The following is an 18,271-nucleotide window of genomic DNA, read 5'->3' as shown; positions in this document are numbered from 1 at the left end:
GCCATGCAGCATCGACGTAACCGCCAGCGCGGTTTCACCCTCATGGAAATCATGGTGGTGATCTTCATCATCGGCCTGCTGATCGCCGTGGTCGCGCCCAGCGTGCTGGGCAACCAGGACAAGGCCATGAAGCAGAAAGTGATGGCCGACCTGGCCACCCTGGAGCAGGCGCTGGACATGTACCGCCTGGACAACCTGCGCTTCCCCAGTAGCGAGCAGGGCCTGGCCGCGCTGGTGAAAAAGCCGGCCCAGGAACCGCTGCCACGGGCCTGGCGCAGCGACGGCTACGTGCGCCGCCTGCCGGACGACCCGTGGGGTACCCCGTACCAGTACCGCATGCCCGGCGAGCATGGCCGGGTCGACGTGTACTCGCTGGGCGCCGACGGCCTGCCGGGCGGCGAAGGCCAGGATGCCGACCTGGGTAACTGGGAGCTGTAACGGGTGCGTCGTCAGCGGGGCTTCAGCCTGATCGAATTGCTGGTGGTGCTGGCCATCGCCGGGCTGATGACCGGATTGGCGGTGGCCGGGTTCGGCAACAGCCAGGCCAGTGTCGACCAGGCGCTGCAACGGCTGGCGAGCGAGATCCGGGCGCAGGCCGCGCTGGCCCGGCATACCGGGCAGCTGCGCGGGCTGCGCTGGAATGGCCAGCGCCCGGAGTTCGTCCGGCGCGAGGGTAATGGCTGGGAGGTCGAAGCTGTCGCCCTTGGTGACTGGCCCAAGGGCCTGCGCCCGGACTGGCCGGCCAGCCCACAGCCGCGCCTGTTGTTCACCCCGCATGGCTGGGCGCAACCGGGCAACGTGCGCTGGCGCTGGGCCGATGGCAGCGAGCAATGGGCCTGGAGCCGCGATGGCCGCTTGCAGGTGGTGGTCGCCCCATGAAGCGGCATCAGCGTGGTTTCACCCTGCTTGAGGTGACCGTGGCCCTGGCGATTGCCGCGGTGCTGGCAGTGATCACCAGCCAGGTTTTGCGCCAGCGCCTGGCGGTGCAGGACAACCTGCAGCAACACCGCCTTGGCCTGCTATGCGCGCGAGAACTGCAAACCCGCTTTGCCGTCGAGCAGTACTGGCCGGCGGCAAACCAGGTTGGAGGTGAACTGAGCCAGGGCGGCCAGCGCTGCCACTGGCAACTGCAGCTGCGCCGCACCGGCGTACGTGACCTGCGCCGTGGCGAGCTGCTGTTGTTCGCCGACCGCGACCAGCGCCTGCCGCTAGGCCAGTACACCGTGTTTCTGGAGCGGCCATGAGTTACAGAAACCGTGAAGCTTGCGCGGTCCCTGTGGGAGCGGGCATGCCCGCGAAGCAGGCGACTCGGTGTATGGCACCAGCTTCGCCGGTGTTCGCGGGCGCGCCCGCTCCCACAGGAAGGGCGCATACCCGTCAGCCCTGGACCCAGCCCAGCAAGCACCGCCAGGCCGGCCTGCCCCTGGAGCGGCCATGAGTTACAGAGATTGTGAAGCTTGCGCGGTCCCTGTGGGAGCGGGTTTACCCGCGAAGCAGGCACCGCGGTGCATGGCACCGGCTGCGCCGGTGTTCGCGGGCGCGCCCGCTCCCACAGGGAGGGCGTATACCCGTCAGCCTTGGACCCAGCCGAGCAAGCACCGCCAGGCCGGCCTTACCCTGATCGAGCTGATGGTCGCCCTGGCACTCACTGCTGTGCTCGGCATCATGCTCGCCGCCCTGGTCAACGGCTGGCTCAAGGTTCGCGAGCGCCTGCAGGTCACCGCGCAGGAAACCTCGGTGCTGGACTTCTGCCTGGCTCTGGAGCGTCGCTTCGATAGCCCGGTAATGCGCCGGGTCTACGACCAGCGCCTGCCCTTGGCAAGCCGCTGGCTGGACTGGCAACCGGCAAGCAACCAGTTGCTCTGGGTCGCCAGCACCGGCATGCCGGAAGCCGAGGGCGGCTCGCGCCTGCAGCGCCAGCGCCTGCGCTTCGAGGCCCGCGAGCAGCGCCTGCTGCTGGAAAGCTCGGCCGACCTCTACGCCGCCGCCGCCCCACGCTGGGTCCAGCGCGAGCGGCTCGACCGGGTCAGCGCCATGAATGTTCTCTATTACCAGGGCGGCCGCTGGCTGGCCTGGCCTTCCGACCAACCTGCGCACCCCGGCCGTGGCGTGCGTCTGGAACTGCAGCGTGACGGAGCACCCTATGTCTGCACCTTCGCCCTCCCGTGGGGGCGCTCATGAAGTTTGAATGGCGGCGGCGCAGCTCGACCCAGCCGTGGTTGTTGCTGCGACCAGGCGTTGTCTGGCACTGGGCGCTGGCCGAGGGCGGCCTTGTGCAACGCCAAGGGCAGGGCGAGCCCCCGGCGAACCTGCAGGCCCGTGTGGCGTTGATCCTGCCTGCCGAGGCCTGCAGCTACTTCCGCGTGCCGGCACCGCCGGGGCTCAAGCGTGAAGAATGGCCGCTGTTGCTCGAAGACCGCTTGCTGCAGGCCATTGACGAGGTGACATGCGCCTGCCTGGCCCGCGAGCCCGGCCATCTTCGGTTACTGGTAGTGGCTCGTCAGCAACTGGAGGACTGGCGCGGGCAGTGCGCCGAATGGGGCTTGCAGGTGGCACGTTGCTGGGCAGAACTACAGCTGCTGCCGCCGCCCGAGTCGGGACATGCCTGGCAATGGCAGCGCACACCCGGCATGTATTTGTACAAAGGGCTGGCCGAAGACAGGCAGGAGCACTGGCTGGCCTGGCCGGATGCATTGGGCGAGGTGCCACGGCAACCGTGGGCGGAGCTGCAAAAGGTTCCGCTGAGCGGTGACTGGCCCAGTACGCTGGCACCGCTCGATTCATTGCCCGGCCTGTTCGAGCGTACCCGCAAGGTGCGCTCGCTGCCAGTGGTGTCCCGGCCGCAGCAACGGCTGCTCGCGGCCTGTCTGGTACTGGCTGCCGTCTGGGGCGGGCTGTGGTTGAGCAAGCAGTGGGCCCAGGCGCAACTCTGGCGCAGCCAGGTCGTCGCCGTGACCGGTGAGCAGGCCAGCCCCCGGCAAGCCGCGCAGGCCCTCAAGCGCCTGCGCGAAAATGAATTGCAACAGCAGCTGCGCACGCGCCAGCTTGAAGACCTGCAGGCGGCGTTGCAGGCCTGGCTGCGTGACCACCCCGGCTGGCGCCTGCAAGCGGTGCGCTTCGATGGCCAGCGCTGGCACCTGCGTCTGGAGGGTGAAGGCAGTGCGCCGCCATGGAGCGACATGGCAACAGCTGCCGGGGCCTCGGTCCAGGTGCAGGACGGCCAAGTGGTGTTCGACCTGGGAGCAGCCTCATGAACCGGGACTGGGTACAGCGTCATCGCTTGAAGTTCGCCTGGGCACTGATTGCCCTGTTGCTGACCTTCCTGGCCCTGCGCGCAGGCCTTGCGCAATGGCGCGAGCTCAGCCAGTGGCGCGGGCTGGCCGAACAGGCCGCCAGCCTGCAAGGCGGCCCGGGGCTGAACCTGGAGCGGCTCCGACAGTCGGCCCAGGCGCGGCAGATCGAACTGGCCGAGGTCGATGCGCAGGGCAAGACCTGGCAACTGCGTGGGCAGGTGGCAGACGAGCGCGTACTGCAAGGCTGGTTGCAAAGCCTGCGTGCAGAAGGTGCACAGCTACTGCAATGGGGGCTGGAGCAGGATGGCAAGGGCCTGCGCTTCAATCTGGTGATGCAGCCATGAGCCGCAAGGGCATGGCGTGGGTTGTGCTGGTGTTCGTGGTGTCGGTATTGGTTGAGCTTCCGGCCAATTGGGTGGTGCGTGCATTCGGCCTGCCAATGCGTGACGCCAGTGGCAGCCTGTGGCAAGGCCAGGCCCAACAGTTGGGCCCCGTCGGGCCTTTGCACTGGACGGTCCAGCCTTGGCGCTTGCAGGCGAATGCGCAGCTGGGCTTTCAGGGCCAGGCCTGGCAGTTGCGCGCCGAAGGCTGGCCGTGGCGCTGGCGGCTCGACGCCTCTGCGGTGGGCGCCCAGGCGACCGTTCCGACGGATTACCGCCTGGCGGGACAGTGGCAGGGGGCATTGCGAATTCAGGGGGCAGGGCGCCAATGCCTTGCCAGCGAAGGCCGCATGACGGTAACCGACCTTGCCCTGAGCGAGCCCTGGTCACTGGGCCTGGGGCAGGGCTGGCTGGAAATGGACTGCCAAAGCGGCTGGCGCCTGCGCGGGCAGTTGGTGCAGCAGGGGCAGCATCAACTGGCCGTGGATGCCGACCTGCCAGGGCGCCGGGTGCAGGTAGTGTTCGAGTTGCAGTCGGAGGCGGCGCTGACGCCTTTGTTGCGTGGGGTGCAGTGGCTTGGGCCGCAGGCATTGGCAGGGCAGCAAGACTTGCGTTGGTAAGGGGAAATGCGTGGAGATTGCATGAAGGCTGGGAGGTGATCGGTTTGAGTCTTGAGTGGGGCGCATATCGAGCGCCGCGCGGGCGGCACTCGATCGGGCAGACGCCTGAAATGCCCCGACAAACCTCAGGGCCGAATTTCGATCAACGTGCCATCCCGCACCAGGTCCCACACTTCCTGCATGTCGCGGTTACGCATGGCAATACAGCCGTCCGTCCAGTCCAGGGTGTGGAAGTACCACTCCGGATACTCGTCGTTGATCGGCGTGCCATGGATCATGATCATGCTGCCGGCGCTCACCCCTTCGCGGGTGGCACGGGCGGCATCGGTGATGTTCGGGTAGTTGATGTGCATGGCCAGGTTGAAGCGGTCGCTCTGCTTGCGCCAGTCCAGCCAGTACAGGCCCTCGGGGGTTTTCTTGTCGCCTTCGCGCTCCTTGGCGCCCTTTGGCTGCTTGCCCAGCGAGATACGGTAGGTCTTCAGCGGTTCGCCACGGCTGATCAGCTGCAGGCGGCGCTCGGACTTGATCACCAGTACCTTGTCGATCAGCGGTTGCATGGCCTGCTGCGAAGGCGATGGGGTTTGCGCTGCCGGCTGGGGCTTGCGGATGATGGTCTCGGTGAAGGCCGCCTGGGACACCGAGGTAACGCAAAGGCAGAAAAGGGCAAGCAACCAGCGCATGTAACGGTATCCCTGAAGGCTTCTAGGTGGTGGGCGAGACGTTCATCGGCGGCAGGTATTCATGGCCTATGGGGTAGTGCTGCCCGATGCGATCGCGATAGTAGCATTCTAGTGTGCGAGTGACGGTGCGGAAAGCCAGCTCGCCCCACGGTATCTCATGTTCCTCGAACAGTCGCACCTCCAGGCTTTCGACACCGACCGCGAAATCAAGGTCCGCCAGCTCGGCGCGGAAGAACACGTGCACCTGGTTGATGTGTGGCAGGTCGAACAGCTGGTACAGGTTCATGCTGCCGACCTGGGCGCAGGCCTCCTCGACGGTTTCGCGACGGGCGGCCTGGTCCAGGGTTTCGCCGTTTTCCATGAAACCGGCAGGCAAGGTCCAGAAACCGCGGCGTGGCTCAATGGCGCGCCGGCACAGCAGCACCTGGCTGCCCCAGGTCGGCAACACGCCGGCTACGATGTTGGGGTTCTGGTAATGGATGGTCTGACAAGACTCGCAGACATACCGCAGGCGGCTGTCGCCATCGGGGATCCGCTGAGTGACCGGCTGGCCGCACGCGCTGCAGAATTTCATGTGTCGTTCCTTTTTACTCTGGGCTATCTTGGCGCGCCGGCCGTGCTGCCGCAAGCGCACGGGGCTTGGGTGCTTCGCGCCTTTGGTGCATCATGCAAGGCAGGCCTTGGATACGAGCGTGCGCAATGCTGGACGAGCTACTTCGCCGAATGAGCAACCACCAACCCGCATCACTGGAAACCGACCGGCGGTTCCCCGAAGCGGCGGTCCTCTTGCCCATTACCCGCAGCGAAGCGCCCGAACTGGTCCTGACCCTGCGCGCCAAGGGCCTGTCCACCCACGGCGGCGAAGTGGCCTTTCCCGGTGGCCGCCGCGACCCGGAAGACCCGGACCTGGTGTTCACCGCGCTGCGTGAAGCCGAAGAAGAAATCGGCCTGCCGCCAGGCCTTGTGGAAGTGATCGGCCCACTCAGCCCGCTTATTTCGCTGCACGGCCTGAAAGTGACGCCATTCGTCGGGATCATCCCCGATTTTGTCGAATACCGTGCCAATGATGCCGAGATCGCGGCAGTATTCACCGTGCCCCTGGAATTCTTCCGCCAGGACCCGCGCGACCATACCCACCGTATCGATTACCAGGGGCGCAGCTGGTATGTGCCCAGCTATCGCTATGGCGAATACAAGATCTGGGGGTTGTCGGCGATCATGATCGTCGAACTGGTCAACCTGCTGTTCGATGCCGGCATCAGCCTGCACCAGCCCCCTGAGCGTTACATCGAAAACTGAGCGGGGCCAACCCCGTCGTCTGCGTTGCAGCCTGAGGAGCAAGCATGAAATACCGCCTGGGCGACCTGCGGGTCGAGAGCCACCCCACCAGTTGGGCCGCACCCAACGCCACGCTGATCGGCAAGGTGCGCCTGCAGGCCGATGCCAGCGTGTGGTTTGGCGCGGTGCTGCGCGGGGACAACGAGCTGATCGACATTGGCGAGGGCAGCAACGTGCAGGATGGCACGGTGATGCACACCGACATGGGCTCGCCGCTGACCCTGGGCAAGGGCGTGACCGTTGGCCACAACGCCATGCTGCATGGTTGCACAGTGGGCGACTACAGCCTGGTCGGTATCAACGCGGTCATCCTCAACGGCGCACGCATCGGCAAGCATTGCATCATCGGCGCCAATGCGCTGATTGCAGAAGGCAAGGAGATCCCCGACGGTTCGCTGGTGATGGGCTCGCCGGGCAAGGTGGTGCGCGAGCTGACCGAACAGCAGAAGCGCATGCTCGAAGCCAGTGCCGCGCATTACGTGCACAATGCCCAGCGTTATGCACGGGAGTTGGTGGTTGACGATGAGTGATGTGGTAGAGCGGCCGGTGGCCTCGCCGTGCGTGAGTATCTGTGCGCTGGACGAGCAGGATATCTGCACAGGTTGCCAGCGAACCGTGGCCGAGATCGGCCGCTGGGGGCGGATGGACAACGACGAGCGCAGGGCGGTGCTGAAGCTGTGCCATGAGCGGGCAGTAGCTGCCGGCCTGATTATCGGTCGCTAAATACCTTGTCGGCTTCATCGCCGACCATGTAGGAGCGGCCTTGTGTCGCGATGGGCTGCAAAGCAGCCCCAGTAATTTGTGCATCAGCGCTGAAATCCAGGGGCTGCTTTGCAGCCCATCGCGACACAAGGCCGCTCCTACAGGGAGTACCGTTGCCTGCCGATGAAGCCAGCGGTAATCTGTGCGGCTTGCCCACAGACTACCCGCCATGTTCTATCTGATTGCCTACATCAGCAGCGTAGTGCTGATCAACTACGCCTTCTCCAGCGCGCCACACCTGGACATCATCTGGTCCGCCTGGGGCGGCCTGGTGTTCATCCTGCGCGACATGGTGCAGACCCGCTTCGGCCATGGCGCCCTGGCCGCCATGCTGGCAGCACTGGTGCTGTCCTATGTCACTTCGGAGCCGGCCATCGCCCTGGCCAGCGCCACCGCGTTCTTCATTTCCGAACTGATCGACTGGCTGGTGTTCAGCATCACCCGCCGGCCGCTGCGCGACCGCTTGTGGCTGAGTTCGGCGCTGAGCATCCCGGTGGACACCTTCATCTTCTTCGGCATGATCGGCGCCCTGACCCCAGCCGTGATTGGCACCGCCATGGCCTCGAAATTCGCCGGTGTCACCGCCGTGTGGCTGGCCATGGCATTTCGCGCCCGGCGGGCCGCCGTGGCGGGTTGATGGTGTAGAATAGCGGTCCTTTTTCAGCGGGCGGCGCCAAGCCTGGTGCGGCCCCGGACGCCTTCGAGGACCTGAAATGACCCGTATCGGAACCCCCTTGTCGCCCACCGCGACCCGTGTACTGCTCTGCGGCTGTGGCGAGCTGGGCAAGGAAGTGGTGATCGAGCTGCAGCGCCTGGGCGTCGAAGTGATCGCCGTCGATCGCTACGCCAATGCCCCGGCAATGCAGGTGGCGCACCGCAGCCACGTGGTCAACATGCTCGATGGCGTGGCCCTGCGCGCGGTGATCGAGGCCGAGAAGCCGCACTACATCGTCCCTGAAATCGAAGCCATCGCCACCGCCACCTTGGTCGAGCTGGAAAACGAAGGCTTCAACGTGGTGCCGACCGCCCGCGCCACCCAGCTCACCATGAACCGTGAAGGCATCCGCCGCCTGGCCGCCGAAGAACTGGACCTGCCAACCTCGCCGTACCATTTCGCCGACACCTACGAAGACTACGCCAAGGCCGTGGCCGATGTTGGCTACCCATGCGTGGTCAAACCGGTGATGAGCTCGTCGGGCAAGGGCCAGAGCCTGCTGCGCAGCGATGCCGACCTGCAGAAGTCGTGGGACTACGCCCAGGAAGGCGGCCGCGCCGGCAAAGGCCGGGTCATCGTCGAGGGCTTCATCGACTTCGAATACGAAATCACCCTGCTGACCGTGCGCCACGTTGGCGGCACCACCTTCCTCGAGCCAGTCGGCCACCGCCAGGAGAAGGGCGACTACCAGGAATCGTGGCAGCCGCAGGCCATGAGCCCGAAGGCGCTGGCCGAGTCGCAGCGGGTGGCCAAGGCAGTCACCGATGCCCTGGGCGGTCGTGGCCTGTTTGGCGTGGAACTGTTCGTGAAGGGCGACCAGGTGTGGTTCAGCGAAGTCTCGCCACGCCCGCATGACACCGGCCTGGTGACCCTGATTTCCCAGGACCTGTCGCAGTTTGCCCTGCATGCCCGGGCCATTCTTGGCCTGCCGATTCCGGTAGTGCGCCAGTTCGGCCCTTCGGCTTCGGCGGTGATCTTGCCCGAGGGGCAGTCGCAGCAGACCAGCTTTGCCAACCTGGGCGCGGCGCTGAGCGAGCCGGATACCGCCATTCGCCTGTTCGGCAAGCCGGAAATCAACGGTACCCGCCGCATGGGCGTGTGCCTGGCGCGTGACGAGTCGGTCGAAGCGGCGCGTGCCAAGGCGACCCGTGCTTCGCAGGCGGTCAAGGTCGAGTTCTGATCCGATTGGGGCTGCGTTGCAGCCCTTCGCGGGCACGCCCGCTCCCACAGGTTTCGGCGCTACCCCTGTGGGAGCGGGCGTGCCCACGAAGGGCCGCAACACGGCCCCAATTACTTCCAGATGCGTATTGCGGGTCTCTTTCAGGCACCGCACGGCAATCAAGCTGATCACCGCCGCCACCGACACATAACCCCCCACCCAGCTCAACCCACCCATGCTCACCAGCTTCTGGGCAAAGAACGGTGCCGCCGATGCGCCGACGATGCCGCCCAGGTTATACGCCGCCGAAGCGCCGGTATAACGCACGTGGGTCGGGAACAGTTCAGGCAGCAGTGCCCCCATCGGCGCAAAGGTCACGCCCATCAGGAACAGTTCGATGGCCAGGAACAGCGCCACACCTGCGGTCGACCCCGAAGTCAGCAGCGGCTCCATGGTAAAGCCCGAGGCCACTGCCAGCAGGCCGCCGACGATCAGCACCGGTTTGCGCCCGTAGCGGTCGCTGAGCCAGGCCGACAGTGGTGTGGCCAGGGCCATGAACACCACCGCGAAGCACAACAGGCCAAGGAACGTCTCGCGGCTGTAGCCCAGCGTGGTCACGCCATAGCTCAGCGAGAACACGGTGGAGATGTAGAACAGCGCGTAGCACACCACCATCGCCGCTGCGCCCAGCAGGGTCGGCAGCCAGTATCTGGAAAACAGGTCGACCACCGGCATTTTCACTCGCTCGTGGCGGGCGACGGCCTTGGCGAACACCGGGCTTTCTTCAAGCTTCAGGCGCACATACAGGCCCACCAGTACCAGCGCGGCGCTGAGCAGGAACGGAATGCGCCAACCCCAATCGCGGAACTGCTCGTCGCTGAGCACCAGGGCCAGGGTCAGGAACAGGCCGTTGGCAGCCAAAAAGCCGATCGACGGGCCCAGCTGCGGGAACATGCCGAACCAGGCGCGCTTGCCTTCCGGCGCGTTCTCGGTGGCCAGCAAGGCCGCGCCACCCCATTCGCCACCCAGGCCCAGGCCTTGGCCAAAGCGCAGCAGGCAGAGAATGATCGGCGCCCATACACCAATGCTGTCGTAGCCCGGCAGCACGCCGATGGCCGTGGTGGACACGCCCATCAGCAGCAGCGAGGCGACCAGGGTCGACTTGCGGCCGATACGGTCGCCAAAGTGGCCGAACAGTGCCGAGCCCAGCGGGCGCGCCAGGAAGGCGATACCGAAGGTGAGGAAGGCCGCCAGCATCTGCGCGGTGCCTGACCCGGACGGGAAGAACACCGGGCCGATCACCAGGGCGGCGGCAGTGGCGTAGACGTAGAAATCGTAGAACTCGATGGCGGTGCCGATGAAGCTGGCGGTGGCTACCCGCGCGGGCGAGTTGACCGGTGCGGCAGGCGCTTCGGCATAGGTGCTGCTGGTTGTCATTGAATAGGTCCCTGACAGTCTGGTCCGGCTCCATTGGGATAAGCCCCGCGGCGTGCAATGCAAAAGGGCAGGCACGGTGGCGCGGGCGCCGGAGCGTTTTGTTGTTGTGTGCGCCCGACTGACGATAGCCCAAGGGGGATAGGGGCGGGGGCGGGCACTGTTCGGGGTGTTGAAGCAGGACCGCAGGGCGTGTCAGTGGAGCGGACTGGCCGTGGAGCGCCGGGTGCGGGTAGCAGGCGGGACGGCGGGGCTGGGTAAGCGTGACCCGAGTATAGCTATCGGGTCACGGTCCACACCAGTACCTTGCTGGCACAATTGTCCTCTGTTTCGAGGATTTCCAGGCGATAGCGGCCGATCTTCAGGCAAACGGCGCTTTCCGGGATGCTTTCCAGCGCTTCGGTGACCAGCCCGTTGAGGGTTTTCGGCCCGCCGTCGCAGGGCAGGTGCCAGCCCAGGCTGCGGTTGATCTCGCGCAGCGAAGCGGTGCCGTCTATGACAAAGGTGCCATCGGGCTGCGGGTGCACGTGAGGGTTGTCCAGGCTGTGTTCATCCTCGAACTCGCCAACGATCTCCTCGAGGATGTCTTCCAGGGTGACGATCCCCAGCACTTCGCCGTACTCGTCCACCACCACGCCCATGCGGCGCTGCTGTTTGTGGAAGTTCAGCAGCTGCATTTGCAGGGGCGTGCTCTCGGGCACGAAATAGGGCTCGTAGCAGGCGCCGAGCAGCATCTCCAAGGTCAGCTCGGCCTTGGGCAGCAGGTGGCTGATCAGCTTGGTATTGAGGATTGCTTCAACCTGGTTGATGTCGCTGTGGTACACCGGCAGGCGGGTGTGGCGGCTGACGATCAGTTGCTCGATGATGCGCTCGATCGGCTCGTCGAGGCTGATGCCGTCCACTTCGTTGCGCGGTACCAGGATGTCGTTGACGGTCATCTTGTCCAGTGACTGCAAGCCGTCGAGCAGGCCGTGGCGCGGTGCTTCGTGTTCCTCATCCTCGTCGAACTCGTCGGCTTCCTGCGGGTGCAGGGCCACGGCCGTGGGTTGCACGCGGAACGGACGCAGGATCAGTTTGGCAATGCCATCCAGCAGGTAGGCCAGCGGTTGCAACAGGGCGAGGGGTGCTTTCAGCAGGCTGGTGCCGAGGCTGACGAACGCCTGCGGGTTGCGCCGGGCCAGGCGCCGCGGCAGGTATTCGGCAAACACCAGCAGGACGAGGGTGGCGGCCAACCCGGCCAGCCAGAAGCCGTGCTCGCCGCTATGGCGCTGGCCAACCAGGCAGGCCAGGCCCAGCACCAGCAGCTTGCCCAGGCTGGCGCACAGCACCAGGGCCTGGGCCGGCAGCACGGGCTGGCCATCCTCGCCGGTGCGCAGCGCGCCATTGAGTTGCAGGCGGGCGGCATCCACCGCGGTGAACAGCGCCGACCACAACAGCGCCAGTGCCAGGGTGCCGAATAGCGGTGCGTACGGCAGGGTATCCATGGGCGGCCGTCAGATATGCAGGATGAATTCGCGAACCAGCTTGCTGCCGAAATAGGCCAGCATCAGCAGGCAGAAACCGGCCAGCGTCCAGCGGATGGCCTTGTGGCCACGCCAGCCCAGGCGGGTGCGGCCCCACAGCAGCACGCTGAACACCACCCAGGCGACACAGGCCAGCAGGGTCTTGTGTGCCAGGTGCTGGGCGAACAGGTTGTCGAGGAACAGCCAGCCGGAGATCAGCGACAGCGACAGCAGGCACCAGCCGGCCCAGAGGAAGCCGAACAGCAGGCTTTCCATGGTTTGCAGCGGCGGGAAGTTGCGGATCAGCCCGGACGGGTGCTTGTTCTTCAGCTGGCGGTCCTGCAGCAGCAACAGCAGTGCCTGGAACACCGCGATGGTGAACAGCCCGTAGGCCAGGATCGACAGCAGGATATGCGCGAGGATGCCCGGCTCTTCGTTGACCAGCGGCACCGTGCCGGGGGGCGCGAACTGGGCCAGCAGCGCGGTCACCGCGCCCAGCGGGAACAGCAGCACCAGCAGGTTTTCCACGGGTATGCGCAAGCAGGCCAGCAGAGTCAGGGCGATGACCGCCACGGCGATCAGGCTGGCGGCACTGAAGAAGTCCAGGCTCAGGCCCAGCGGGGTGATCAGCTGGAAGAACAGCGCACCGGCCTGGGCGAGTACCGCGAAGGCACCCAGCAGGGCAAGCAGGCGCTTGTCGGCCTTGCGGTTCTGGGCAAGGTAAGAGCCCTGGTAGATTGCCGCAGCTATATATAGGCCGGCGGCGATCAGGTTGGGGATGAGGCTGGGTGAGGAGAACATAAGTCCTGGTTGGCGAGCCTTAAAGAGACGGAGTTTGGCATAGATCGCGCTGGTCTAGGAAGACTGGCAGACCGCGGTGCGGCATTCGCGGGTGAACCCGCTCCCACAGGTACGGCGCCGGTTTCGAATGTGGTGCAGACCCTGTGGGAGCGGGTTCACCCGCGAAGAGGCCGGCACAGCCACCGAATATCTACCAGGCCGCCAGCAAGGTGTGCGCCGCCGCCGCACTTCGCTATAATCGCCGCCTTGCTGTGCCCGGCGGGTATGCATTCCCCCCTGGGCGCCTGACAAACCTCGGCTTTTACTGGGCCTGAAAGGATCACCATGTTCGAAAACCTGACCGACCGCCTGTCACAGACGCTGCGCCATGTCACCGGCAAGGCCAAGCTGACCGAAGACAATATCAAGGACACGCTGCGCGAAGTGCGCATGGCCCTGCTCGAGGCCGACGTTGCCCTGCCGGTGGTCAAGGATTTCGTCAACAGCGTCAAGGACCGTGCAGTCGGCACCGAAGTATCGCGCAGCCTGACCCCGGGCCAGGCGTTCGTGAAGATCGTCCAGGCCGAGCTGGAAAGCCTGATGGGCGCGGCCAACGAAGACCTCGCGCTGAACGCCGCCCCGCCCGCCGTGGTGCTGATGGCCGGCCTGCAGGGCGCCGGTAAGACCACCACCGCCGGCAAGCTGGCGCGCTTCCTCAAGGAGCGCAAGAAAAAGAGCGTGATGGTGGTGTCCGCCGACGTCTACCGCCCGGCAGCGATCAAGCAGCTGGAAACCCTGGCCAACGACATCGGCGTCACCTTCTTCCCGTCCGACATCAGCCAGAAGCCGGTGGCCATCGCCGAAGCGGCCATCCGCGAAGCCAAGCTGAAGTTCATCGACGTGGTCATCGTCGACACCGCCGGCCGTCTGCACATCGACGCCGACATGATGGACGAGATCAAGGCGCTGCATGCCGCGGTCAAGCCGATCGAGACCCTGTTCGTGGTCGACGCCATGACCGGTCAGGACGCCGCCAACACCGCCAAGGCCTTTGGCGAGGCGCTGCCGCTGACCGGCGTGGTGCTGACCAAGGTCGACGGTGACGCCCGTGGCGGTGCCGCGCTGTCGGTGCGTGCCATCACCGGCAAGCCGATCAAGTTCATCGGTATGGGCGAGAAGACCGAAGCCCTCGAACCGTTCCACCCCGACCGCGTCGCCTCGCGCATCCTCGGCATGGGTGACGTGCTCAGCCTGATCGAGCAGGCCGAGCAGAACATCGACAAGGCCAAGGCCGACAAGCTGGCCAAGAAGCTGAAGAAGGGCAAGGGCTTCGACCTCGAAGACTTCCGCGACCAGCTGCAGCAGATGAAGAACATGGGCGGCCTCGGCGGCCTGATGGACAAGCTGCCGAGCATCGGCGGGGTCAACCTGTCGCAGATGGGCAACGCCCAGGGCGCCGCCGAGAAGCAGTTCAAGCAGATGGAAGCGATCATCAACTCCATGACCCCGGCCGAGCGCCGTGATCCGGAGCTGATCAGCGGCTCGCGCAAGCGCCGTATCGCCATCGGTTCCGGCACCCAGGTGCAGGACGTCGGCCGCCTGATCAAGCAGCACAAGCAAATGCAGAAGATGATGAAGAAATTCTCCGCCAAGGGCGGCATGGCCAAGATGATGCGCGGCCTTGGCGGGATGCTGCCGGGCGGCGGCATGCCGAAGCTGTAAACCCTATTCCGGGGGCCTGCCGTTTGTCCGGCAGGCGCCCAGAACCCCCGCCGTGGCGGGGCAATGGCCGCGGATTTCGCGGCTCAACCGGCAGATCTGGACGGCAGGGCAGGGCCTTGCCGAAAAAGTCATTTGCAAATGTCCGTGTATTCCCCGAGAATATGCGGCCTTTTGGGCACCCGTGTGCCTATTTGGCATTCAGATTTGCAGTACCAGCTGCTGTATCAACTGCAGCACCGACTATAGGAACGATGTTCACATGGTAACCATTCGTCTGGCCCGTGGCGGCTCGAAAAAGCGCCCATTCTACCACCTGACCGTGACCAACTCGCGTAACGCCCGTGACGGCCGTTTCGTTGAGCGCGTAGGTTTCTTCAACCCGATCGCTGCTGGCGCCGAAGTCAAGCTGTCGGTCAACCAAGAGCGCGTCAACTACTGGCTGAGCCAGGGTGCACAGCCGTCTGAGCGCGTTGCTCAGCTGCTGAAGGACGCTGCCAAGGCTGCTGCCTGAGTAGTATGAACGCGACGCCAGAAAAGGCTGACGACCTCATCGTCGTTGGCAAGATTTTTTCGGTTCACGGCGTTCGCGGCGAGGTGAAGGTGTATTCCTTTACCGATCCGATTGAAAACCTGTTGGATTATCCGCGCTGGACGCTTCGGCACGAAGGCAAGGTAAAGCAGGTCGAGCTGGTCAACGGTCGTGGCTCCCAGAAGGGCCTGGTCGTGAAACTGAAAGGCCTCGATGATCGTGATGAAGCCCGTCTTCTGAGCGGTTACGAAATCTGCATTCCGCGGAGCCTTTTGCCCAACCTGGCTGCTGACGAGTACTACTGGTACCAGTTGGTGGGCCTGAAGGTCATCAACCAGGACGAACAACTGTTCGGCAAGGTCGATCACCTGTTGGAGACCGGTGCGAACGATGTAATGGTGGTCAAGCCCTGCGCAGGCAGCCTGGATGATCGCGAGCGTCTGTTGCCCTATACGGCGCAATGCGTGCTCGACATCGACCTGGAAGCAGGCGTGATGCGGGTTGAATGGGACGCGGACTTCTAAACGATGGGTAACCTTCGCGTAGACGTCATCACGTTGTTCCCCGAGATGTTCTCGGCCATCACGGAGTACGGCATTACCAGCCGCGCGGTGAAACAGGGGTTGCTTCAGGTGACTTGCTGGAACCCGCGGGACTACACCACAGATCGTCACCACACGGTGGATGATCGGCCGTTTGGCGGTGGTCCGGGCATGGTGATGAAAATCAAGCCTCTGGAAGACGCCCTGGTTAGCGCCAGGCAAGCGACCGGAGCAGCGGCGAAGGTGATCTACCTTTCGCCACAAGGCCGCAAGCTGACTCAGCAGGCGGTCAAAGGCCTGGCCGAACAGGAATCGTTGATCCTGATCGCCGGTCGTTATGAAGGCATCGACGAGCGCTTTATCGAGGCTCATGTCGATGAGGAGTGGTCGATTGGCGACTATGTGCTTTCCGGTGGCGAGCTGCCGGCCATGGTACTGATCGATGCGGTTACACGGCTGCTGCCCGGAGCTTTAGGGCATGTGGATTCGGCGGAAGAAGATTCCTTCACCGACGGTCTGCTCGATTGCCCGCACTACACCCGGCCTGAGGTGTATGCGGATCAGCGTGTTCCCGACGTGTTGCTAAGTGGCAACCATGCACACATCCGGCGTTGGAGAATGAAGCAGTCCCTTGGTAGGACCTTCGAACGACGCGCCGATCTTCTGGAAAGTCGCTCGCTTTCTGGAGAAGAGAAGAAGCTGCTCGAGGAATATCTCCGCGAGCGGGACGATAGTTAAACGTATCGATGGTGGATCACGTATCCATCTTAGGAGCACAGCATGACCAACAAGATCATCCAGCAGCTCGAAGCCGAGCAGATGAGCAAGGAAATCCCGACCTTCGCACCAGGCGACACCGTTGTCGTTCAGGTTAAAGTGAAGGAAGGTGAGCGTTCCCGTCTGCAGGCGTTCGAAGGCGTCGTTATCGCCAAGCGTAACCGCGGTCTGAACAGCGCCTTCACCGTGCGCAAGATCTCCAGCGGCGTTGGCGTAGAGCGTACCTTCCAGACCTACAGCCCGCAAATCGACAGCCTGGCCGTGAAACGTCGTGGTGACGTGCGTAAAGCCAAGCTGTACTACCTGCGCGACCTGTCCGGCAAAGCCGCTCGCATCAAGGAAAAACTGTCCTGAGTGCAGTTTGCCCGGTGGCCAAGGCCGCCTAGCGAGAAAAAAGCAGCCTTCGGGCTGCTTTTTTGCGTTTTGAACCCCCGAAGATGTGATTGCCATGACTACCCGAGACCAGGAAATCCTGCGCCGCACCGAGCTGTCGGTGACCCGCGTGACCAAGGCGGTGTTCCCCAACACCACCAACCACCACAACACCCTGTTCGGCGGCACCGCCCTGGCCTGGATGGACGAAGTGTCGTTCATCGCCGCCACGCGCTTCTGCCGCCTGCCGCTGGTGACGGTGTCCACTGACCGCATCGACTTCAAGCACCCGATCCCGGCGGGCTCGATCGTCGAGTTGGTGGGGTCGGTCATCAAGGTGGGTAATACCAGCTTGCAGGTGCAGGTGGATGTGTTCGTCGAGAACATGTACCTGGACGGGCGCGAGCGAGCGATTCATGGGGTGTTCAGCTTCGTCGCCATCGACGAGGACAAGCGGCCGGTGCCGGTTTTGCCCCAGGCCTGAGTTCTCCTGCACTGGCCCTTTCGCGGCTAAAGCCGCTCCCACAGGGATCGCACATACCTCAAGGGCGGTGATATCTCTGTGGGAGCGGCTTTAGCCGCGAAGAGGCCAGTACAGACAACAATTATGCTGCTGTGAAACACTAAGCCACCTCCAACACCCAGCAGCCCCGAATGCCCGCCCTAGACCACCCCCTGATCGACCAGTTCCTCGACGCCCTGTGGCTTGAAAAGGGTCTGTCCGACAACACCCGCATGTCCTACCGCAGCGACCTGGCTCTGTTCAACGGCTGGCTGCAGGAGCACAGCGTCAGCTTGCCCGACGCCGGCCGCGACCTGATTCTCGACCACCTGGCCTGGCGCCTCGACCAGGGCTACAAGCCACGCTCCACGGCACGCTTCCTGTCCGGCCTGCGCGGCTTCTTCCGCTACCTGTTGCGGGAAAAGCTGGTGGCCATCGACCCGACCCTGCAAGTCGACATGCCGCAACTGGGCAAGCCGCTGCCCAAGTCGTTGTCCGAAGCCGACGTCGAAGCCTTGCTGCAGGCCCCGGACCTGGGCGAAGCCATCGGCCAGCGTGACCGCGCCATGCTCGAAGTGCTTTACGCCTGCGGCCTGCGGGTCACCGAACTGGTCAGCCTGGCCCTCGACCAGGTCAACCTGCGCCAGGGCGTGCTGCGGGTGATGGGCAAGGGCAGCAAGGAGCGCCTGGTGCCCATGGGCGAAGAGGCGGTGGTGTGGCTGCAACGCTACCTGCGCGATGGCCGCGCCGAACTGCTCAATGGCCGCCCCAGCGATGTCTTGTTCCCCAGCCAGCGTGGCGAGCAGATGACCCGCCAGACCTTCTGGCATCGCATCAAGCACCATGCCCGGGTCGCCGGCATCGACAAACCGCTGTCGCCGCACACCCTGCGCCATGCCTTCGCTACTCATCTGCTCAACCATGGCGCCGACCTGCGCGTGGTGCAGATGCTGCTGGGCCACAGTGACCTGTCGACCACGCAGATCTACACCCATGTCGCCAAGGCCCGCCTGCAGCAATTGCACGCCCAGCACCACCCGCGTGGATGAATGTTTTTCATGTTCCGCCGACCGGTCCTTGCAAGGCCCTTCACCGGCGGTGTGATGTGGTAGGCTTGGGCGGTTTGCACCAAGGGCCGCACGGTCACCGCGTATTTTCCGCAGG

23 protein-coding genes and 1 pseudogene are annotated in these 18,271 nt (G+C 64.5%); 19 read left to right on the top strand and 5 right to left on the bottom strand.

Going from position 1 to position 18,271, the window contains the following annotated elements; all coding sequences use genetic code 11:
• Window positions 1–3 precede the first annotated feature (3 nt).
• The 7 genes from gspG (at window position 4) to ACGLHT_RS13205 (ending at window position 4,293) form a co-directional block, all read left to right on the top strand.
• Window positions 4–438 (top strand): type II secretion system major pseudopilin GspG, encoded by a 435-nt coding sequence (gene gspG / locus ACGLHT_RS13235; protein WP_137163096.1) that lies wholly within the window; start codon window positions 4–6, stop codon window positions 436–438.
• Window positions 439–441: 3 nt separating this feature from the next.
• Window positions 442–879: a type II secretion system minor pseudopilin GspH gene (gene gspH / locus ACGLHT_RS13230; protein WP_274119699.1), complete on the top strand. Its 438-nt coding sequence runs from the start codon at window positions 442–444 to the stop codon at window positions 877–879.
• Window positions 876–1,244, top strand: coding sequence for a type II secretion system protein GspI (locus tag ACGLHT_RS13225; RefSeq protein ID WP_025337901.1), 369 nt, complete (start codon window positions 876–878; stop codon window positions 1,242–1,244). Before gspH ends, ACGLHT_RS13225 begins: the two co-directional genes overlap by 4 nt.
• Before the next feature lie 265 nt (window positions 1,245–1,509).
• Entirely contained in the window at window positions 1,510–2,181 is a 672-nt protein-coding gene (locus tag ACGLHT_RS13220; protein ID WP_394519477.1) for a prepilin-type N-terminal cleavage/methylation domain-containing protein, read from the top strand.
• Complete coding sequence (gene gspL / locus ACGLHT_RS13215) at window positions 2,178–3,254, top strand: type II secretion system protein GspL (protein WP_274119698.1); 1,077 nt, start codon at window positions 2,178–2,180, stop codon at window positions 3,252–3,254. Before ACGLHT_RS13220 ends, gspL begins: the two co-directional genes overlap by 4 nt.
• Window positions 3,251–3,637: a type II secretion system protein GspM gene (gene gspM / locus ACGLHT_RS13210; protein ID WP_274079216.1), complete on the top strand. Its 387-nt coding sequence runs from the start codon at window positions 3,251–3,253 to the stop codon at window positions 3,635–3,637. The genes gspL and gspM overlap by 4 nt, the downstream gene beginning before the upstream one ends.
• The gene (locus ACGLHT_RS13205) at window positions 3,634–4,293 is read left to right on the top strand and encodes a general secretion pathway protein GspN (protein WP_274079217.1); all 660 of its coding nucleotides are present in this window, start codon (window positions 3,634–3,636) and stop codon (window positions 4,291–4,293) included. The genes gspM and ACGLHT_RS13205 overlap by 4 nt, the downstream gene beginning before the upstream one ends.
• 125 nt (window positions 4,294–4,418) lie before the next feature.
• Here ACGLHT_RS13205 and ACGLHT_RS13200 read toward each other — a convergent pair whose 3' ends face one another.
• The gene (locus ACGLHT_RS13200; protein ID WP_025337906.1) at window positions 4,419–4,973 is read right to left on the bottom strand and encodes a murein L,D-transpeptidase family protein; all 555 of its coding nucleotides are present in this window, start codon (window positions 4,971–4,973) and stop codon (window positions 4,419–4,421) included.
• Window positions 4,974–4,995: 22 nt separating this feature from the next.
• Window positions 4,996–5,547, bottom strand: a complete 552-nt coding sequence (locus ACGLHT_RS13195; protein WP_274119697.1) for an NUDIX hydrolase — start codon at window positions 5,545–5,547, stop codon at window positions 4,996–4,998.
• A 125-nt stretch (window positions 5,548–5,672) separates the two neighbouring features.
• Here ACGLHT_RS13195 and ACGLHT_RS13190 point away from each other — a divergent pair, with 125 nt between their 5' ends.
• From ACGLHT_RS13190 to purT, 5 genes are all read left to right on the top strand, one after another.
• The gene (locus ACGLHT_RS13190; protein ID WP_085691720.1) at window positions 5,673–6,272 is read left to right on the top strand and encodes a CoA pyrophosphatase; all 600 of its coding nucleotides are present in this window, start codon (window positions 5,673–5,675) and stop codon (window positions 6,270–6,272) included.
• A 44-nt stretch (window positions 6,273–6,316) separates the two neighbouring features.
• Window positions 6,317–6,841, top strand: coding sequence for a gamma carbonic anhydrase family protein (locus ACGLHT_RS13185; RefSeq protein WP_015269134.1), 525 nt, complete (start codon window positions 6,317–6,319; stop codon window positions 6,839–6,841).
• Window positions 6,834–7,034, top strand: coding sequence for a DUF1289 domain-containing protein (locus tag ACGLHT_RS13180; RefSeq protein WP_025337908.1), 201 nt, complete (start codon window positions 6,834–6,836; stop codon window positions 7,032–7,034). Before ACGLHT_RS13185 ends, ACGLHT_RS13180 begins: the two co-directional genes overlap by 8 nt.
• 208 nt (window positions 7,035–7,242) lie before the next feature.
• The gene (locus ACGLHT_RS13175; RefSeq protein WP_014754324.1) at window positions 7,243–7,710 is read left to right on the top strand and encodes a VUT family protein; all 468 of its coding nucleotides are present in this window, start codon (window positions 7,243–7,245) and stop codon (window positions 7,708–7,710) included.
• Between the two features lie 76 nt (window positions 7,711–7,786).
• Window positions 7,787–8,968 carry a formate-dependent phosphoribosylglycinamide formyltransferase gene (gene purT / locus ACGLHT_RS13170; protein WP_025337909.1) on the top strand — a complete coding sequence of 394 codons (1,182 nt, stop codon included), beginning with the start codon at window positions 7,787–7,789 and terminating at the stop codon, window positions 8,966–8,968.
• Between the two features lie 108 nt (window positions 8,969–9,076).
• Here purT and ACGLHT_RS13165 read toward each other — a convergent pair.
• The 3 genes and pseudogenes from ACGLHT_RS13165 to ACGLHT_RS13155 all read right to left on the bottom strand — a co-directional run.
• Window positions 9,077–10,384, bottom strand: a pseudogene (locus tag ACGLHT_RS13165) (MFS transporter); the annotation flags it as partial.
• A 275-nt stretch (window positions 10,385–10,659) separates the two neighbouring features.
• On the bottom strand, window positions 10,660–11,865 hold the full coding sequence (locus tag ACGLHT_RS13160; protein WP_274079218.1) for a transporter associated domain-containing protein: 1,206 nt from the start codon (window positions 11,863–11,865) through the stop codon (window positions 10,660–10,662).
• A 9-nt stretch (window positions 11,866–11,874) separates the two neighbouring features.
• Window positions 11,875–12,684, bottom strand: coding sequence for an inner membrane protein YpjD (locus ACGLHT_RS13155; RefSeq protein WP_025337912.1), 810 nt, complete (start codon window positions 12,682–12,684; stop codon window positions 11,875–11,877).
• 324 nt (window positions 12,685–13,008) lie between these two features.
• Between ACGLHT_RS13155 and ffh the strand changes: the two genes are divergently transcribed.
• The 7 genes from ffh to xerD all read left to right on the top strand — a co-directional run bounded on the left by ffh (window position 13,009) and on the right by xerD (window position 18,156).
• Complete coding sequence (gene ffh / locus ACGLHT_RS13150; protein ID WP_013971189.1) at window positions 13,009–14,385, top strand: signal recognition particle protein; 1,377 nt, start codon at window positions 13,009–13,011, stop codon at window positions 14,383–14,385.
• A 259-nt stretch (window positions 14,386–14,644) separates the two neighbouring features.
• Entirely contained in the window at window positions 14,645–14,896 is a 252-nt protein-coding gene (gene rpsP, locus ACGLHT_RS13145) for a 30S ribosomal protein S16 (RefSeq protein WP_003259424.1), read from the top strand.
• Window positions 14,897–14,901: 5 nt separating this feature from the next.
• Window positions 14,902–15,438 (top strand): ribosome maturation factor RimM, encoded by a 537-nt coding sequence (gene rimM / locus ACGLHT_RS13140; protein ID WP_025337913.1) that lies wholly within the window; start codon window positions 14,902–14,904, stop codon window positions 15,436–15,438.
• A gap of 3 nt (window positions 15,439–15,441) precedes the next feature.
• Window positions 15,442–16,194 (top strand): tRNA (guanosine(37)-N1)-methyltransferase TrmD, encoded by a 753-nt coding sequence (trmD, locus tag ACGLHT_RS13135; RefSeq protein ID WP_003252146.1) that lies wholly within the window; start codon window positions 15,442–15,444, stop codon window positions 16,192–16,194.
• Window positions 16,195–16,236: 42 nt separating this feature from the next.
• Entirely contained in the window at window positions 16,237–16,587 is a 351-nt protein-coding gene (gene rplS, locus ACGLHT_RS13130) for a 50S ribosomal protein L19 (RefSeq protein ID WP_003252148.1), read from the top strand.
• Window positions 16,588–16,681: 94 nt separating this feature from the next.
• Window positions 16,682–17,089 carry an acyl-CoA thioesterase gene (locus ACGLHT_RS13125; RefSeq protein ID WP_025337914.1) on the top strand — a complete coding sequence of 136 codons (408 nt, stop codon included), beginning with the start codon at window positions 16,682–16,684 and terminating at the stop codon, window positions 17,087–17,089.
• 170 nt (window positions 17,090–17,259) lie between these two features.
• Entirely contained in the window at window positions 17,260–18,156 is an 897-nt protein-coding gene (gene xerD, locus ACGLHT_RS13120) for a site-specific tyrosine recombinase XerD (protein ID WP_025337915.1), read from the top strand.
• Window positions 18,157–18,271: the final 115 nt, after the last annotated feature.

The organism is Pseudomonas sp. PsB, from assembly GCF_043658375.1.
GTDB lineage: Bacteria > Pseudomonadota > Gammaproteobacteria > Pseudomonadales > Pseudomonadaceae > Aquipseudomonas > Aquipseudomonas putida_Z.
The sequence above is the reverse complement of the archived record's forward strand: the minus strand, read 5'-3'. Positions and strand labels throughout refer to the sequence as shown.